16 protein-coding genes are annotated in these 17,676 nt (G+C 35.6%); 12 read left to right on the forward strand and 4 right to left on the reverse strand.

What is annotated here, in order from left to right:
• A partial coding sequence (locus FC66_RS05000; protein ID WP_157051995.1) for a MucBP domain-containing protein occupies positions 1–628 on the forward strand: 628 nt, incomplete at its 5' end.
• A 137-nt stretch (positions 629–765) separates the two neighbouring features.
• Here FC66_RS05000 and FC66_RS05005 read toward each other — a convergent pair.
• Positions 766–2,103, reverse strand: coding sequence for an APC family permease (locus tag FC66_RS05005; RefSeq protein ID WP_420911475.1), 1,338 nt, complete (start codon positions 2,101–2,103; stop codon positions 766–768).
• Between the two features lie 146 nt (positions 2,104–2,249).
• Positions 2,250–3,524 carry a GTPase HflX gene (hflX, locus tag FC66_RS05010; protein ID WP_057974293.1) on the reverse strand — a complete coding sequence of 425 codons (1,275 nt, stop codon included), beginning with the start codon at positions 3,522–3,524 and terminating at the stop codon, positions 2,250–2,252.
• Positions 3,525–3,823: 299 nt separating this feature from the next.
• On the opposite strand from hflX, the gene FC66_RS05015 reads away from it, so the two are divergent.
• The 9 genes from FC66_RS05015 to FC66_RS05055 all read left to right on the forward strand — a co-directional run bounded on the left by FC66_RS05015 (position 3,824) and on the right by FC66_RS05055 (position 12,618).
• Positions 3,824–5,467, forward strand: coding sequence for a peptide ABC transporter substrate-binding protein (locus FC66_RS05015; RefSeq protein ID WP_057974294.1), 1,644 nt, complete (start codon positions 3,824–3,826; stop codon positions 5,465–5,467).
• Positions 5,468–5,567: 100 nt separating this feature from the next.
• Positions 5,568–6,497, forward strand: coding sequence for an oligopeptide ABC transporter permease (gene opp3b, locus FC66_RS05020; RefSeq protein ID WP_057974295.1), 930 nt, complete (start codon positions 5,568–5,570; stop codon positions 6,495–6,497).
• Positions 6,498–6,499: 2 nt separating this feature from the next.
• Positions 6,500–7,525 (forward strand): oligopeptide ABC transporter permease, encoded by a 1,026-nt coding sequence (gene opp3C / locus FC66_RS05025; protein WP_057974296.1) that lies wholly within the window; start codon positions 6,500–6,502, stop codon positions 7,523–7,525.
• Between the two features lie 10 nt (positions 7,526–7,535).
• Complete coding sequence (locus FC66_RS05030; RefSeq protein ID WP_057974297.1) at positions 7,536–8,603, forward strand: ABC transporter ATP-binding protein; 1,068 nt, start codon at positions 7,536–7,538, stop codon at positions 8,601–8,603.
• Between the two features lie 16 nt (positions 8,604–8,619).
• Entirely contained in the window at positions 8,620–9,570 is a 951-nt protein-coding gene (locus tag FC66_RS05035; RefSeq protein WP_057974298.1) for an ABC transporter ATP-binding protein, read from the forward strand.
• A 412-nt stretch (positions 9,571–9,982) separates the two neighbouring features.
• Positions 9,983–11,239 (forward strand): helix-turn-helix domain-containing protein, encoded by a 1,257-nt coding sequence (locus FC66_RS05040; protein ID WP_268904480.1) that lies wholly within the window; start codon positions 9,983–9,985, stop codon positions 11,237–11,239.
• A 48-nt stretch (positions 11,240–11,287) separates the two neighbouring features.
• Positions 11,288–11,701, forward strand: coding sequence for a hypothetical protein (locus tag FC66_RS05045; RefSeq protein WP_057974300.1), 414 nt, complete (start codon positions 11,288–11,290; stop codon positions 11,699–11,701).
• Complete coding sequence (locus FC66_RS05050; RefSeq protein WP_057974301.1) at positions 11,674–12,126, forward strand: hypothetical protein; 453 nt, start codon at positions 11,674–11,676, stop codon at positions 12,124–12,126. Before FC66_RS05045 ends, FC66_RS05050 begins: the two co-directional genes overlap by 28 nt.
• A 147-nt stretch (positions 12,127–12,273) precedes the next feature.
• Complete coding sequence (locus FC66_RS05055) at positions 12,274–12,618, forward strand: hypothetical protein (protein ID WP_057974302.1); 345 nt, start codon at positions 12,274–12,276, stop codon at positions 12,616–12,618.
• Between the two features lie 51 nt (positions 12,619–12,669).
• Here FC66_RS05055 and FC66_RS05060 read toward each other — a convergent pair whose 3' ends face one another.
• The gene (locus FC66_RS05060) at positions 12,670–14,112 is read right to left on the reverse strand and encodes an APC family permease (protein WP_057974303.1); all 1,443 of its coding nucleotides are present in this window, start codon (positions 14,110–14,112) and stop codon (positions 12,670–12,672) included.
• Positions 14,113–14,338: 226 nt separating this feature from the next.
• Between FC66_RS05060 and FC66_RS05065 the strand changes: the two genes are divergently transcribed.
• Both FC66_RS05065 and FC66_RS05070 read left to right on the forward strand, forming a co-directional pair.
• Complete coding sequence (locus FC66_RS05065) at positions 14,339–15,094, forward strand: ABC transporter ATP-binding protein (protein ID WP_057974304.1); 756 nt, start codon at positions 14,339–14,341, stop codon at positions 15,092–15,094.
• Positions 15,095–15,116: 22 nt separating this feature from the next.
• Complete coding sequence (locus FC66_RS05070) at positions 15,117–16,913, forward strand: FtsX-like permease family protein (protein ID WP_057974305.1); 1,797 nt, start codon at positions 15,117–15,119, stop codon at positions 16,911–16,913.
• Between the two features lie 59 nt (positions 16,914–16,972).
• On the opposite strand, the gene FC66_RS05075 is transcribed toward FC66_RS05070, so the two are convergent.
• A complete protein-coding gene (locus tag FC66_RS05075; protein ID WP_057974306.1) occupies positions 16,973–17,641 on the reverse strand; it encodes a histidine phosphatase family protein in 669 nt (222 codons plus the stop codon).
• Between the last annotated feature and the right edge of the window lie 35 nt (positions 17,642–17,676).

Raw genomic sequence — 17,676 nt, forward strand, 5'->3', positions numbered from 1 at the left:
GGCGATAAAAGGATATAAATTCAAAGAAATGTTAGAAGAAAGTGCCCCAACTATAGGAAAGTATACAAATGAGAATCAGATTATCACTTATGTATATGTAGAAAATATGAAACCTATTGTAAATGGCGTGGTAACGGTAAAATACGTTGACGAAAATGGTAAAGCGCTTCGGGCGGATACATTAATGACCGGGCCAGTTGGATCATCGTATTTAGCGAACAGAGAAGAAATAAAAGGATACACATTTAAAGAGATTAAGAACGGAAGTGCCGAAACGGGTGGAACGTATGCGAATAATAACCTTATCGTGATTTACGTTTATAAAAAAGATCTCGTGAACGAAGTAACAAAACCAGAAGTTATCAAACCGGAAGTAATTAAACCAATAAATGATCAGTTAAAGGTAACCGAAAAAACAAGTAAAAACATAAAGGAAATGGGGAAAACAGAAAATAAAAATAAGAAAAAGGATATAAATTCGATGCAACCAAAAAAATTACAGAAGGATAAAAAACAATTGCCGCAAACAGATGAAAAAGCTAACTCCGTTCTGATTATGGTGATTGGTGGTTTATTAGCGGGATTATCATTGGTAGGTATTTTTATCAAAAAACGTATTAAAAAATAAACAAGCATAACAAATAAAAGGAGGGACCCGTCGGAGGACCCTCCTTTTATTTGTTATGGGAAATTGAATTAACTGATAACCGTGATAAATAGACAAATAAAGACCTAACGACAATAGTGTCATTAAGTCTTTATTTACTATAAATTTTTATTTTTATGTGATTCATATAAATAAACGGGTATGCCAATTGCCACAATTGTGAAAGAGATAAGAACTCCTATAAGGTCCGATTGGACTTCACTAACTAAGACAAATGCTGCGCCCAAAATGGCTACAATGGGCGTAAATGGATATAACGGAACTGAAAAAACACGTTTCAAATGTGATTCTTTATTCCGACGACGTAAGATGAAGACGCCGATAAAAGTCATAACGTAAAAACAATAAACTGTAAAAATACATATTTCAGATAAGCGATCTGCGTCAAAGAATAAAATCATAATGGCAGCAATACTTAATGCGACACATGTAGCGACAACAGGTGAATGTGATTTTGGATGTAAATAGGAAAGTTGTTTATGGAAAGAGAGTTGTTTGTTTTTACCCATTGCCCACATTATCCGAGGGAACGTCATAATTTTTCCGTTCATACAACCCAGAATAGAAATAATTACACCAATATTCATGATCTTGCCACCAATTTCGCCGAAAGCAATCTTAGCAAATTGTGGTGTTGCGTTCTCACCTAACTGATGAATTTGATCTGCGGGTACGACACGCATAATACTGAATGAAACCAGAACGTAAATGAAAAGAACAAGTGAGATTCCTAAAACAATTGCCCTGGGTAATGTCTTTTTAGGATTTTTTATTTCATCTCCCATATTGGCAATTAGAATCCAACCATCATAAGCAAATAATGTGGCAAGAATACCAACTCCAAAATTACTTGTAGAGTGACTGACAGTTGAAACTGACTGACCGAGCGCATTTGCGTCTCCGAAAAACAGCCCAAAGATAATAATTGCGGCAATTGGAAATAATTTACAGATGGTCGTTATGATTTGAAATGACGCACCATAACGATTAGATAACATATTAAGTGCCCCGATAGAAACAACAGCAACCAACGCAATAAGATGTGAATACCCAGCCGGAATACCAAAGAAATCTACGATTAAAATGGCAAGATAGGCACCGAGAGCAGCAATCATGGCAGGTCCATAAACGATAACTTGCATCCAACCGGCTAGAAATCCCCAGATTTTTCCGTAAATCTTTTCCATGTAGATATATAAGCCACCAGTTTGCGGGATTTGAGATCCAATTTCGGCAACAGTTAATCCGGCGGTTAAGGTTATAATGCCACCACATAGCCATGCAAGCAAGGCATTTGTAGTAGATCCGGTATAGTCGAGTACCGATGCTTGCTTAAAAAAGATACCGGAACCGATAACCGTTCCAATGACGATTGATAGTGCTGACCACAGACCTAACGATCTGTTAAGTTCAACTGCTGGTTTTTTTTCCAAAATTGAATCCTCCTTTTTCTAAAATGAATATTAGAAGTTTAGCATAACGGTGGGGGTGACGCAATTAATCTGACAATACTGTCACATCAAAAAAAGAGTAACCCAATCAGTAAGAAATACTTGATTGAGTTACTCTTTTAATCATTAGATTAGACGATATATTCTTGTACTTGATTAGCAATGATCTTTGGAGCATCGATTTTTAATTTTGTACCTGATTCTTCATAAGTTGTTTCTAAAATGGTTGCTTTCTCATTAATTAAATCAACCAGCTGACCTTTATCAAATGGAATTAAAACGGTCATGATTTCGTTATCTTTAAAGACATTCTTTTTAATGATATCAACCAATTGGTTAAGTGACGCTTCATCGCGAGCACTATAAGTGAACTTATCATCAGAAAATGTAGGATAAGCAATATCTGCTAAGTCGGCTTTATTGTAGGCATAAATCATCGGAATATTTTCAACGCCAATGGCCTTCAATGTTTCTTCAGTCGTTTGAATCATCTCTTCAGCATGTTTATCGGCAACATCAATTACTTGAATTAACAGGTCAGCCTGGGCAGCTTCAGCTAAGGTTGTGCGGAAGGCTTTAACCAATTGATGAGGTAACTTGCTAACGAATCCAACGGTATCACTCAATAGAATTTGCTTCTTATCTTCAAATTGAATATTTCGAACACTTGTATCTAATGTAGCAAATAACATATTCTTTTCGAAAACCTGTTTGTCTTCATCCTGTCCGATTAGACGAAGCAATCCATTCATTGTTGTTGATTTACCCGAGTTAGTATACCCAACTAAGGCAACGGTAGGAATACCAGATTTATCACGTTGTTTACGTCTGGTTGATTCTTCTTTGTCCATTTCAGCTAGATCTTTTTTAATATGAGTGATTCGATTCTCGATAACACGACGATCCAATTCAATTTTTGTTTCACCGGCACCACGGTTAGCGAGGCCAGCACCACCAGATTGTTGGTCCAATTTAGCTTGCATACCTCTTAGACGAGGTAATTGGTATTGAAGTTGAGCCATTTGAACTTGGAGTTTAGCTTCGCGAGACTGGGCTCTAGAAGCAAAAATAGCCAGGATTAGTCCCGTACGATCCATGACCTCCATGCCTGATGCGGCTTCAAGGTTACGAATTTGAGTTGGTGATAATTCATCATTAACGACTAAAATTTTAACGCCTTGTGCTTCACTCTCAGTTTTGAACTCCTCTGCCTTACCTTTACCAAAGTAAAGGGCGGCAGTAGGGCGATCTAACTTTTGGCGAATGTCTTCAACTGCATGCATGTTATTTGCTTCAACCAATGCAGCTAATTCGGACATTGTGTAATCTAAATTTTCACGTTGTTTTTCAATACCGGCAATAAAAACATCAATAACTGGTATTTCTGTAGAATATGTTTCTTTCATGAGAACCTCCTCGTGGAACTTACTTAATAGGTTAAGTATAACATTTATCAGGAAAAATATTCGAACATCAAAATGCAAGGGAGGAGATAAATGAGAATTAACAACAAATAATGGCTAAATTCTCATTTTAATATTTGGTGATATCAATTTTAAATGAATTTTAACGAACGACAACGTCTATAAAACACAGTTTTAAACCACTTTATATTAAATTAGATTTTAATGTTGATTTTAATCTTATTTTAATGTAAGATAAACTTACGTTAAGAAAAGGTAAATAAAAAAGGAGAGGTCATATTATGAAGTTAAAGTCAGTGTTGAAATTAAGTGGTGTACTTGCATTGTCTGTCGTCGTATTGGCAGCATGTGGATCTAAGTCTTCATCATCGGATAGTAAAGAGCTAGCTGATAAACAAGTTATTAATTGGTCCGAGACAGCAGAATTACCATCGATGGATTTATCAACTGCAACAGATACAGTCAGTTTTAACATGTTGAATAATACAAATGAAGGTTTGTATAGCATCGGTAAAAATAGTAAAGTCTCAAATGCGCTCGCTACTAAAACAACAATCTCAAAAGATGGTATGACCTATACGTTTAATCTTCGCGATTCTAAGTGGAGTAACGGAGATGACGTAACGGCTCAAGACTTCGTTTATTCATGGCAACGGACAGTGAACCCTAAAACGGCTTCACAATATGGGTACCTCTTCTCAGGAATTAAGAACTATGATGCTATTAGTACAGGGAAAATGGCGCCAACAACCTTAGGTGTTAAGGCAACCGACAAACATACATTAGTTGTGACATTGGATAAAAAAGTGCCATACTTTAAGTTATTAATGGGATTTCCGTCATTCTACCCACAAAATCAAAAATCGGTTGAAAAATTTGGTTCAAAATATGGAACACAAAGTAAATACATGGTTTACAATGGTCCATTTGTACTTGATGGTTGGACAGGAACGAACTTAAATTGGAAGCTAAAGAAAAACAACACTTACTGGGATAAGAAAGCAGTTAAGTTAACAGAAATGAACTTCCAAGTGTCTAAAGATAACACGACAAGCTATAATCTATACCAAAGTAAAAAATTAGATATGACAAATTTATCGGCCGAACAGGCTAAAACATTAAACATGGATAAAGATTATATTACACGTAAACAAGCATCAACATTCTACTTACAATATAATCAAAAGAATAAATTATTCCAAAACAAAAAAATTCGTCAAGCTATCTCATTAGTTATCAACAGAAAACAATTTGTGGATAAGATACTAGGTGACGGTTCAACAGTTGCTTCAGGATTAGTTTCAACAGGACTTGCTTCAAATCCTAAGACAGGAACAGATTTCGCTAAAGAATCGGCAGTTAAGATGGCAGCAAGCACAGACGTTACGGAAGCTAAAAAATTATGGAAAGCCGGTTTGAAAGAAGTTGGCGTTTCAAAAGCTAGTTTCTCAATCATGAGTGAAGATACTGATAAGGCTAAGAAAACAAATGAATTTTTACAAAATGCAATTGAGGATAATTTGGATGGCGCGGACGTCACATTGATTAATATCCCATTCAAATCACGTTTAGCAAGATCAACTAGTGGTGATTTTGATATCGTTGTTACAGCGTGGGGAGCAGATTTCTCCGATCCAATCTCGTTCTTAGATTTGTTTACTTCAGATAATTCGCAAAATGGTGGTAAGTGGAAGAACAGTGAATATGATGCATTAATTAAAGCATCAAAAACAACGGATGCAAGTAATCCAGACAAACGTTGGGATGATTTAGTCAAAGCTGAAAAAATCTTGATGGAAGATCAAGGTATTTCACCACTTTACCAAATGTCTCAAGCACAATTACTGAGATCAACAGTTAAGGGTGTTATCTACAACGGCGCCGGCGTTAATTACAACTTTAAGGGTGCTTATGTTACTAAATAAATAATCAACGTGGTAAAATTTAACAAGTGAGAATTAACCGTAATGGTTAGTTCTGACTTGTTTTAATTACATAATAAAGCAAAAAGTGAGGGTCAGAATTATGGGTAAATACCTAGTCAAACGAATTTTTTATATGTTACTGACGTTGTTTTTAGTTGCAACCATTACCTTCTTTTTAATGAAGTTAATGCCTGGATCACCGTATGCGAATCAACAAAAAATGACGCCTGAACAATTACAAATCATGAATGAACAATACGGGTTGAATAAACCGGTCTGGCAACAATATCTCATTTATTTATTGGGATTAGTCAAGGGCGATTTAGGAACATCATTCCAATACAGTAATCAACCGGTTTCGTACTTGATTTCAAGTCGAATTGGACCATCGGGACAGCTTGGACTCCAGGCAATCATCTTTGGGTTAGTTATCGGAATTGTGATTGGGGCTATTGGAGCTATCAACAAGAACACTTGGATTGATACATCTTCTACAATATTATCAATTTTAGGTATTTCAATTCCATCATTCGTATTAGCTGTTTTGTTGCAGTACTACGTTGGATTGAAGTTAGGTTGGTTACCGATTGCTGATTGGGGTGGATTTAGCTACACCATCTTACCAACAATAGCTCTGGGTGTCGGGCCGCTGGCAGAAACAGCCAGGTTCATTCGAACCGAAATGGTGGACGTCTTGAGCAGTGATTACATTGAGTTAGCTAAGGCTAAGGGATTGACTAAGTTTGGTGTGGTATTCCATCATGCTTTACGTAATAGTTTGATTCCTTTAGTGACATTAATCGGCCCTTACACGGTTGCGTTAATGACTGGCTCAATGGTTGTTGAAAATATCTTTTCAATTCCCGGAATCGGTGAACAATTTGTTAAATCAATTTTAACAAATGATTTCCCAACAATTATGGGCGTTACAATGTTATATTCAGCAGGTTTAGTTGTTGTTATCTTACTAACAGATATCATTTACGGTATTATTGATCCAAGAATTCGATTAACCGGAAGGAGAAATTAACGATGGCAGATAAAATTGACCTACCAGTAGATGCATTTGAACCGTTAGACAAAAATAACACTATTGATAATGAAAAAATTGCTGCACCGTCGTTGACTTTCGTTCAGGATGCTTGGCGTCGTCTAAAGAAAAATAAAGGGGCATTTATCTCACTTTGGGTACTAGTTGCCATCTTTATTTTAGCTTTTGGTTCTCCAATTTTGGCACCGCATAGTGCGACGGAACAAAATGTTGAATATACTAACCTACCGCCTAAAATTCCTGGTGTTCCGATTGATGGATTAAATGGTAAATTAAAAACATCATCGGGCGAGTGGTACGATGCGTACAAGCAAAATAGTATTCCAAAGGATAAGTACTTTATTTTAGGGACGGATGTTTTTGGCCGTGACTTATTATCAAGAATTATGTATGGAACTAAAATCTCCCTAATTGTGGCTTTAGTTGCCGCATTGGTTGATTTAGGCGTTGGGGTGGCATACGGGATTCTGTCCGGTTGGCGTGGTGGACACGTTGATACGGTCATGCAACGTATTATAGAAATTATCTCGTCTGTCCCTAACCTAGTTGTCATTGTCTTAATGTTACTTGTCTTCAAACCAGGTCTAACATCAATCATATTAGCGATTGCTGTAACTGGTTGGACAACTATGGCCCGGCTTGTTAGGGCACAAACATTAAAATTAAAGGATCAAGAATATATTCTTGCGGCAAGAACATTAGGTGAATCACCCATGAAAATTGCGGTGAAACATCTTTTGCCTAACTTATCGAGTGTAATTATTATTCAAACCATGTTTACCATTCCAAGTGCAATCTTCTTCGAAGCTTTCTTAAGTTTCATTGGAATCGGGATTAGTGCTCCTCAAGCTTCTTTAGGGTCATTGTTGAATGATGGACAAAAGAACTTTCAGTTCCTACCATACCAAATGTGGTATCCGGCGATTGTCCTATGTATCATCATGGTTGCCTTTAACCTATTGGGCGATGGACTCCGTGATGCTTTTGATCCAAAAACGAAAGAGTAGGTGTTGAAAAATGACAGAAAATATTTTAGAAGTTAATCATCTAGAAATTAATTTTCATACGTATGCCGGTGATGTTAAGGCCATACGTGATGTTAGTTTTCATCTGGCTAAAGGTGAGACCTTAGCAATCGTTGGCGAATCTGGCTCCGGTAAATCCGTTACAACAAAAAGTTTAATGGGTTTATTAGCTAATAACGCAGAAGTGATGGGTGGCGAAATACTCTATCATGGCGAAGATTTACTTAAAAAGTCAGAGAAGCAAATGGAAGGTATTCGTGGTAAGGATATTGCGACGATTTTTCAAGATCCGATGACTTCTCTAGATCCTACGATGAGAATTGGGCGACAAATTGCTGAGCCATTAATGAAACACAAACATTTCAAAAAAGAAAAAGCAATGGCGCAAGCTTTAGAAATCTTAAAATTAGTTGGAATTACGGATGCTGAAAGACGATTTAAAGATTATCCGCATCAGTTTTCTGGTGGCCAGCGTCAACGAATAGTGATTGCCATTTCATTAGTTTGTTATCCAGAAATTTTAATTGCAGATGAACCAACGACGGCTTTGGATGTGACTATTCAAGCACAAATTCTGGAATTAATGAAAGAGTTACAATCAAAAATTGAAACGTCAATTATTTTTATTACCCATGATTTGGGTGTCGTTGCTGGTATGGCTGATCGCGTCGCGGTTATGTATGCCGGTCGAATCATTGAATATGGAACGGTTGATGAAGTCTTTTATAATCCACAACATCCATATACTTGGGGATTATTGAACTCAATGCCGACACTTGATAGTGAACATCTATACGCAATTCCAGGTACACCTCCTGATTTATTGGATCCACCAAAAGGGGATGCCTTCGCGGCTCGTAACGATTACGCCATGAAGATTGATACAGAACAACAACCGCCATTCTTTGATGTATCACCAACGCATGCAGCAGCTACGTGGTTATTGCATCCGGACGCACCTAAGGTAACACCACCGGTTGAAATTCAAAGACGTTACAAGATTTTTTCGGAACAACAAGAAACAAAGATTAAAGCGAATCAAAATTTGGCAGAAGGCTAAGGAAGGGGAGTTAGACATGGTGGGACAAAAGAAAAATAAAATTTTAAAAGTACGTCATTTAAAACAGTATTTTAATGTCGGCAAACCGGACGAGGTGAAAGCCATTGATGACATTTCATTTGATATTTATGAAGGCGAGACCTTTGGCTTGGTGGGCGAGTCGGGGTCTGGTAAGACAACAACAGGACGTAGTATTATCAATTTGTATGAACCAACGGATGGTAAAATTGATTTTGATGGCGTAGATATTCGTAAAATAAAATCAAAAAAAGATAAATTACAATTTCGACGTGATATGCAAATGATTTTTCAAGATCCTTATGCATCACTCAATCCACGGATGAAAGTTAAAGATATTGTGGCCGAGGGAATTGATATTCATCATCTTGCTGCCAACGATGAGGCCCGTGCAAAACGCGTCGAAGAATTATTGGAAACAGTTGGGCTTAATAAAGATCATTCAAGTCGTTACCCACATGAATTTTCAGGTGGACAACGTCAACGAATCGGAATTGCTCGGGCATTAGCCGTTGAGCCTAAGTTTATTATTGCTGATGAACCTATCTCGGCTTTAGATGTCTCAATCCAAGCCCAGGTTGTCAATTTATTGAAAGAATTACAAATAAAAAATAAGTTAACTTATTTATTTATTGCACATGATTTATCAATGGTTAAATACATCAGTGATCGAATTGGTGTTATGCATTATGGTAAGTTGTTAGAAATTGCACCGGCTAATGAAATTTACACGCATCCCCTACATGATTACACGGCGAGTTTAATTTCGGCTGTTCCAGTTCCTGATCCTGAATTTGAACGTAATCGTGTTCAGGTCCCCTATGATGCATCAATAGAAGCTGATGGTAAACAACGAAGAATGGTTGAAATATCGCCAGAACATTTTGTTTTAGCAAGTGAAGATGAGATTGCAATGTATGAAGAACGTGCTGCAAAGGCACTGTTATAAGAAATGATAGGTTAGCTTAGGAAGGGCCTTTTCAAGAATTTTTGAAAAGGTCTTTTCTTGTGCCTTGGAAAAGGAGTAAACTAGTGTCTTAGTGATTAGTTTGGGAAATTGTGGAATATTATAAAAATAATAAAAAAATGTGGAATATTATGAGTATTTATAAATGATATTGTTAAATTAAAAAGATATACTATTGTTATAGAATTCATTAGATTAAAAAGAGAACAGAGGGATTTAAATCAAAGACAATTTACTTGTTTTAATTAGTGATAAAAATATCACAAAATTGAAAATATTAAATTTGTTAGAAAGAGACGTTAACGTAACCGTTTCAAAAATCGAACGGGAATTGTATCTTTCAAAATTTAAAATAAACAAAAGATTTAAAGAGTTAAATGAAGATCTAGCTAAGATGTGTTCTGTGGAAATAAATTGTAATAATGACAATATTAATTGTGAAAATTTATCGAAGCGGACTATTAGGCGGCTGCGTCTTATGTATCTGAAGGAGTCGTATTTATTTCATTTTTTAGAAGATTCTTTAGTACATCCAGTTACGGTACGACAGTTTTCTAAACGATATTTTATTAGCATGTCCAGAGCATATGAATTAAAAAGTGAGTTAGAATCATTTTTAGGCCTTTACCACCTAGAATTCAAAGATGGGCAAATTATCGGGGACGAATTCAGTATTCGAAAATTACTATTTAATATATATTATCATTTTTTTAATATGATTGAGGCCCCCGTGTTTGAGGAAGAAATTAAGATTGATAGCAAAAAAATGGTTAATTTTGTTATTTCATACTTTAATTTAAAGTTAACACCGACCGGTGAAGTGAAATTGAAATTATTTTTTGAGATAAATTACTTCAGAATGAAGAATAATCATCAAATTGAATTTTATTCATCTTACGATGTCATTGGTGACAGTGAAAAAATCAAACATTTTAACGAGGCTTGTCAGATTTTTATTAACGGAGTTATCAAGCAACCTAAATTGGTGTCAAAAAAAGAAACACAGAATTTAATCCTTTTTCTAGGCATTGAGAACTTAATTGATTCCGATTTTAATTCAAGTCAAAATAAGTGTGTTAAGAGCATGGCAGATACGTTCATGGACAAAGTATCAAAAATGTATTTAGAAACGGATCAGATAAGCGATGATCTCAGGGGACAATTGATTCAAAAGATGCATACTGAGTTGATTAAGATTAACAGTCGTTACTTGATACACGCCAACTATATGACAACGCAAACGGAGATAACGTTTGATGCCAAGTACCAAACGTTTCATCGATGTGTGACGGATTTTCTGTTTACTAATGTTGAGACGAATCATATTCAAAATGAATTTCAGAATTTTAATCAGCTGTATCTTGAGTACATGTTGTTGTTGATTAATAGTATTCCGCTAAACTATATCAGTCGAACGATTCACGTTTGCGTGGATATTTCAGAGGGCGATTTATATAACGATTATGTCATTAAAATGCTGACATTACAGGGTGAGAGTGCCATAAAATTTGAAAAAAGACTGTCTAGTCAGACTGATGTTTATATTTCAGATGTTGTTATGAGTCATTTAAAATGTCGGCAAATATTGCTTGGGAAATTACCAGAAGATCAAGACTGGCAAATATTGAAGGCACAGATTTTAGAACAATAAGTGGGAACAAAAGGGTTACGGGTATTGGGGAGAATGGAGCGACCCAACATGCAAGACAAGATAAAAATATATAATCAGGCTTATAAAGAGTTACCAAACGATGTGCGAGTACTTGCTAAAGAACGTCACCTTAGTGAGGATGATAAAAATTTAGCCGTTTTGTTTGAGTTATTTATTGAAAGTACTGTTAATCTAAGTGAATTTTACGGATTTAATGACAATAAAAAGCAATTATTTAATGATCTTAAAAAAAATTTAGCGGAAGCGACACAGTTAATTGACCAATATCATTGTTACCGGAAATGGTTCGAAAAATACCAACCGTATTTTAAATGTTTTGCAAAGACGAAATTTTTAACTGTTTGCGAATGGGATGCTGAACGAAAGGTATGCGTGGACGATGGTCAGGGAGAAGTTAACAAACTGGAGGAAAAATGGGAAAATTTGAGAATAACAAGTTAGAATATAAAAAAGAAATATTAACAATTATAAACGATTATGTTCAATACGAACACTGTGAAACCTATATTTATTGCGCTAATGAGAACCGTAGATGTTATCTTAACTTAATGTTTAGAGCAGACGGTGAATTTATTAGTATGGACGATATTGATCTACAACATTGTGGTACAAAGAACAAGCTAGAAGATCAACTTGTTTTTCTAAAAAAACTTAAATCAGTACTGCACAAGCTTCGTGACGATTACTTAGCCTCAGATGAACCATTACCGTCAGAACTTAAGATTGATTACAATAGATGTGAAGATACGTTAGTTGTTAATAAATGTTATGACGTTTTATCGCAGGATAGGGATATTTTAATACCTGAAAAAAGATGTCAACATTGGTTTAACCAAGTGGAAAACAAGGAAGTAGCCAATTTTTAATTAATTTAGATAAGCAAGTTGGACATTATTGTTCAGCTTTTTTTATTACTTTCAGACCATCAGGATAGTTAAAATGAATATGGAACTTGGCGTTTGGTTTAAGCGATAAAGGTATGATATAGTGATGGTATCATTGGGGGTAATCGAATGAGCTTAGGTGAAAAAACAAAAGCCATGAGCGAGTTACCATATGATGCTCGTCTTTTGTTGAATGAAAGGCATCTTTCAGAGAGTCAGGTGAGTTGGGGAACAATCCTTGATGTATTTCTTGAAAGTGTTGCTACTTTTACAGAGTTTTACGGATTTAACGGGGACCGTAGGGCGTTATTTATTAACTTCAAAAAAAATCGGCGCGAAGCAATCCAAATGATAAGGATTTATAAGGAATACCGCAGATGGTTCAGGCGGTATAACGCTCATTTTGAAAAATTAATGAATATTCGTTTTTTGACACTTTGTGAGTCAGTAAGTGCAAAAGGAATCCTCGTGTAACTAAAAAATGCTGTCATTACTTATTTTAAAAGTAATGACAGCATTTTTTAGTTAATCTTTAATTCCATCTTTTTTTCGTTCACGTTCAGCAATCATTGGCATGATGAAGCCAAGACCGATTAGAACAATGATACTAATAATATTAATTGCTAATTGATAGTAGAATAATGAACTACCCATGGTAACATCTTGAGGAATAATTCCAAAGATGGTTGCTAAAACTGTGACGACTAAACACCATAAACCAACAGCATAAGCGAGTTTATCATTTTTAATAAAAACGTATTCTGATGGGTATTTGTCACTATTTTTACGGATTTGCATGAAAGCGAAGAAAATCCAACAAGTGACACCGGGTGATATAATCCCGTTCAAGTTCAGTAACCAATTAAAAATAGTATTCATATCTGGTAAGAAAACACCCAAGAAGAGGATGAAAGCACTTAACGTACAAGTTAGAATATAACCATTAATGGGTAAACCATCCTTGTTAACTTTAAGTAACTTTTTAGGCATGTAACGAGCGCCTGTGTCGGAGATGAGCATACGAGTCATAGCATCAAGAAGAACAGCTAGAAGCGCGCACATGTACACAATTTGAGTAACAGCGAAGGCATACATCAACCAACTACCCATGTGGAATTGATCTCCTAAACGAAGGAACGCATAGTACGAACCGTTCATTTTAAAATCATTAGGAATATTGTGAGCATTGAAGAAAATACCAAGGGCAAATGAGCCAAAGACGGTTAAGAAAATTGTCATTACCGTTAGCATAATCATTGCCTTAGGGAAATCTTTTTTTGGTCGCTTCATTTTTGTAACAAATGGTGCGATTAGTTCTGCACCATTAATTGCATAGATTAATAAACCAATTGTTGTAAAGTAATGTAAATCAAATTTAGGAATTAATGTGCGCCAGCTCATATTTGTTGTTGCGATATGACCAGAGGGTGTTAGTAACGAACCAAACGCCATGAAAACGTACAAAATTGTGAGGATGAACATGGCCCCCCCACCAACTAAGCCTAAAAATTCTAATGAACCCTTGAAAAAACGTTGAATGAAGATAAAACTAACGAAAATGATTAATGTTATCAAGGCGAACATGGCAGTTGATAAACTGTCCTCGAGTGCGTTACTCCCATTGAGCAACCAGCCAAAGCCAACGACGACTGCGTTAGCCGTATCAACAACGTAGGGGATTGAAGCAGCCCAGTAAGTCCAGGCTGTAAAATAACCTAATTTTTCGCCACGAGTACCACGAACCCATGAACTTAATCCACCACCTTCTGAATTGAAGACGGATCCTAATTGTCCCACCATTAAAGAATAAGGGATAACATATAATAGCAATAAAATAATCCAAGATGTAATAACGCCCATACCTTGATTTTGAAAGTTATAGACGATATCGTCGAAGCCAATAACTGTTACAAATGACATTAATGCCAGAACTGGCCACGATATAAATGTTTTTTTCTCTTTTTCCATAAGTGCCTCCCGAATAGATAACTGACTATGTAAATTAAACTAACAGTTTATAAGTATAGTGAACTACCTAATTAAATTCCACGATAAATTAAATTAATAAACAATGTAATCGGTTTAATGAGAATTAAATTAGGAATATAAAAGTTAAAAATTGATTTTTGTTGTGTACTATGTATAATGGTACACATAGAGCATTGCATTAAATATAAAACGGAGGCTGAATAAAATGAAAGAAATTGTTGTAAGTGTGAAGGATGTTAAAAAGATTTATGGTAAGAATAAAGAGAAGAAAACAGAGGCTTTAAAAGGAATTAATTTTTCTGTTGAACAGGGTGAATTTATCGGTATCATGGGGGCTTCAGGATCAGGTAAATCTACGTTGTTGAATTTATTATCAACGTTAGATCAGCCTACTTCAGGGAGCATCGAAATTAATCATCAAGATATTTCACAAATGAGCGGTGATAAATTATCTGATTTTAGAGCGCAAGAAATTGGATTTATTTTTCAAAGTTTTAATTTATTAGATAATTTAACAGCTTCGGAGAATATTTCGTTGCCACTTTCTTTACAGAATGCATCAATTTCAAAATATCAAGAACGTATTAATAAACTAACGAAAACACTTGGAATTAGCGATGTCTTGGGGCAATACCCAACTGAACTATCCGGTGGTCAAAAACAACGTGTTGCTGCCGTACGTGCATTAGTGCATAACCCGGCGATTCTGTTGGCCGATGAACCAACAGGCGCTTTAGATTCTAAGAGCGCTAAATCGCTTCTTTCGACAATGGAAGAGCTCAATAAAAAGGAGCAAGTATCTATCTTGATGGTGACACATGATGCAGTTAGTGCTAGTTACTGCCAGAGAATCTTATTCATTAAAGATGGAAAAATTGGACAAGAATTAGTTCAAGGGACACAAACACGAACAGAATTTTATCAAGAAATTTTAAAAGAATTGGCAAACGCTGAACAATAAATCTAGGAAGGAGGGGAACTAAATGTTATTAAAATTATCTTTAACAGGAATAAAAAGTCGATTTAAAGACTATTTAATTCTGTTATCAGGACTCATTATGGCCTCAGCGATTTTCTATATGTTCGAGACATTAGCAACAAATCAAGAATTCATTAAGCAGAATGCAACGGTTAAATATGCGGCAATGATTTTCCAATTTGGCTCGGTCTTGTTGGCAATTATTACACTTTTTTATATTATCTATGCAAATACCTTCTTAATGAGTATGCGACAAAGAGATTATGGCTTGTTCATGATGCTTGGTGCAAAAAAGCGTAAAATCGGACGTTTGATTTTTATGGAAACGTTGATTATTGGGCTTATTGCAACAGTGGTTGGGGCCTTGGTCGGCGTCGGATTGACATATAGCGTTGGACAATTATTAATTGGTAAGATGGACATTGCACCACATTCTTTCCAGCCGTTCTATATTCCAGCCATCTTAATAACGTTACTTTTCTTTATCGTTATTTTTATGATTGCGGCACTATTTAATCGCCATGTGTTATTGAATACGCCTATATTAAAATTATTAAATGAAGCGGAACAACCAAACAGTAAAAAAATGAAACTACGTACGATTTTAATTCAGAGTGTAATGGGATTAGGTTTAATTATCATAGGTTACTATTTATTAAGTCACATGGCACAGTATCAGGTGGCTGGACTAGCCGTTTCAATTGTGACTATTTTCGTTGGGACGTTCCTAATATTTAATTCATTATTTAGTGGATTAGTTCAATTATTGAAACGTAGTAAAAAGTTTTCAGAGAAACAATTAAATACGTTCTTAGTTGGCCAACTTAGCTTTCGTTTAGGGTCGTTAAATCGGGTACTAACAATGGTTGCGATGTTGTTTGCGTTGGCTTTGGGGGCTATCACAGTTGGTATGGGATTTTCTGGTATTACTGATAAATCAGTAGACAATGCGTCACCATACGACGTTGTTCTTCAAGACCCTTCGGTAAAAGAACAAAAATTACTTGGTCAACTAACTGATAAAAAAGAGGCCATTTATGCAACGAAAAAAGTGGGCGATAAACGTTACTTTAAAAAATCAGATTTTGTAAAATCACCACTTTATATGCTGAGTTTCACAGCATCAAATATGAATGCGGGTAAGTTGTCTAAAATTGATCCCAATAATATGACGACTAAAAATGAAGATGATGTGTGGGGAAATGTCGTTCGAACCACTTTGGAATCTGATATGTTGGATCCAGAGATTGTTTCGGATAAATCATTTTCAACTATATCTGCACCAACTCGAAATGTCCATGCGGTTAGACTCGCTTCTTTCAAGGATAATAAAGATACTTTAAAATCATTAAGTCAGGGGATTTCTCAGAGTCAGGTTGAAAGTTCAACCTACTTAATGAATAAGTATGTCGTTTACCAAAGTATTAATGGTATTTTTGGTGGCATGGAATTCATGGGCTTCTTCTTGGGTATTGCAATGTTGGCTATGTTAGCAAGTATTCTGATGTTTAAGATTTTATCAAGTGCAGCGGCCGATAAAAAAAGATATGATCTGTTAGATCAATTGGGTGCTAGACACCAATTAATGAAGAAATCAATTAATCGTGAAATTGGAATTCTCTTCTTATTACCGGGAATTGTTGGTGTAACCCATGTTTTATTCGGGTTACAAATGTTTAAGGAAATGATTCCAGATACTTATTCACATATCGCGATTCCGTTTATCATATTTGCGGTACTCTACCTGGGTTACTATTGGCTAACGGTTAGCTTGTATAAAGGCATTGTATTGAAAAAGTAAAATAAAAAATGCATGTTACTCAGATAATGAAAACTGAATAACGTGCATTTTTTTGATACTTAGATTGGCGTTTTGCCCAAGTTACCATAATAACTCACTTCAACCGTATCGGGATGAACAATCAATTTAGTGATACTACCATTTTTGGGACTTTTTAAAATATCAATCTCTGGCGCATAACGTGAAACGATACTTCGAATGGCTGTACCATGACCAACGAGAAGTACTTGGTCGTCATCGTTTTGGCGAGCGCGTAAAAAATCGAATGCCTTATCATAACGATCCCAGAATTCTTGATTATCTTCAGCTAGATCAAATGGATCGGCCTTTTTCATAAAATCGCGAGATTCTTCAATTGAATATTTTTCAAGAATATTAAGAAATGTTCGACAACCATAGGGTAGACCAACCGTTTCCATGACTTTATCAGTATTCTGACCTTCAAAAAAACCATAAAACTCTTCACGAAAAAGATCTGATTCGATTGGCGTTAAACGAGTATTCTCTGGAATATGAGATTCTTTTAAAAGATGAATCAACGTATTTTTTGTGCGCATTGTGTCACTTCGATAAATTGCGTTGAAAGATTTATCTTGTAAAAGTTTTCCCGAATGAATCGCATTGTCAATTCCAGCATCTGTAAGTGGTGAGTCGCACCAACCTTGCATTCGTTGAAAAGAGTTGAATAGTGTCTGGCCATGACGGACCATATAAACAGTAAATGACATAAGAATCCTTTCATGGTAAATAATATTTATTTTGT

Source organism: Dellaglioa algida DSM 15638, assembly GCF_001434695.1.
Taxonomy (GTDB): Bacteria; Bacillota; Bacilli; order Lactobacillales; family Lactobacillaceae; genus Dellaglioa; species Dellaglioa algida.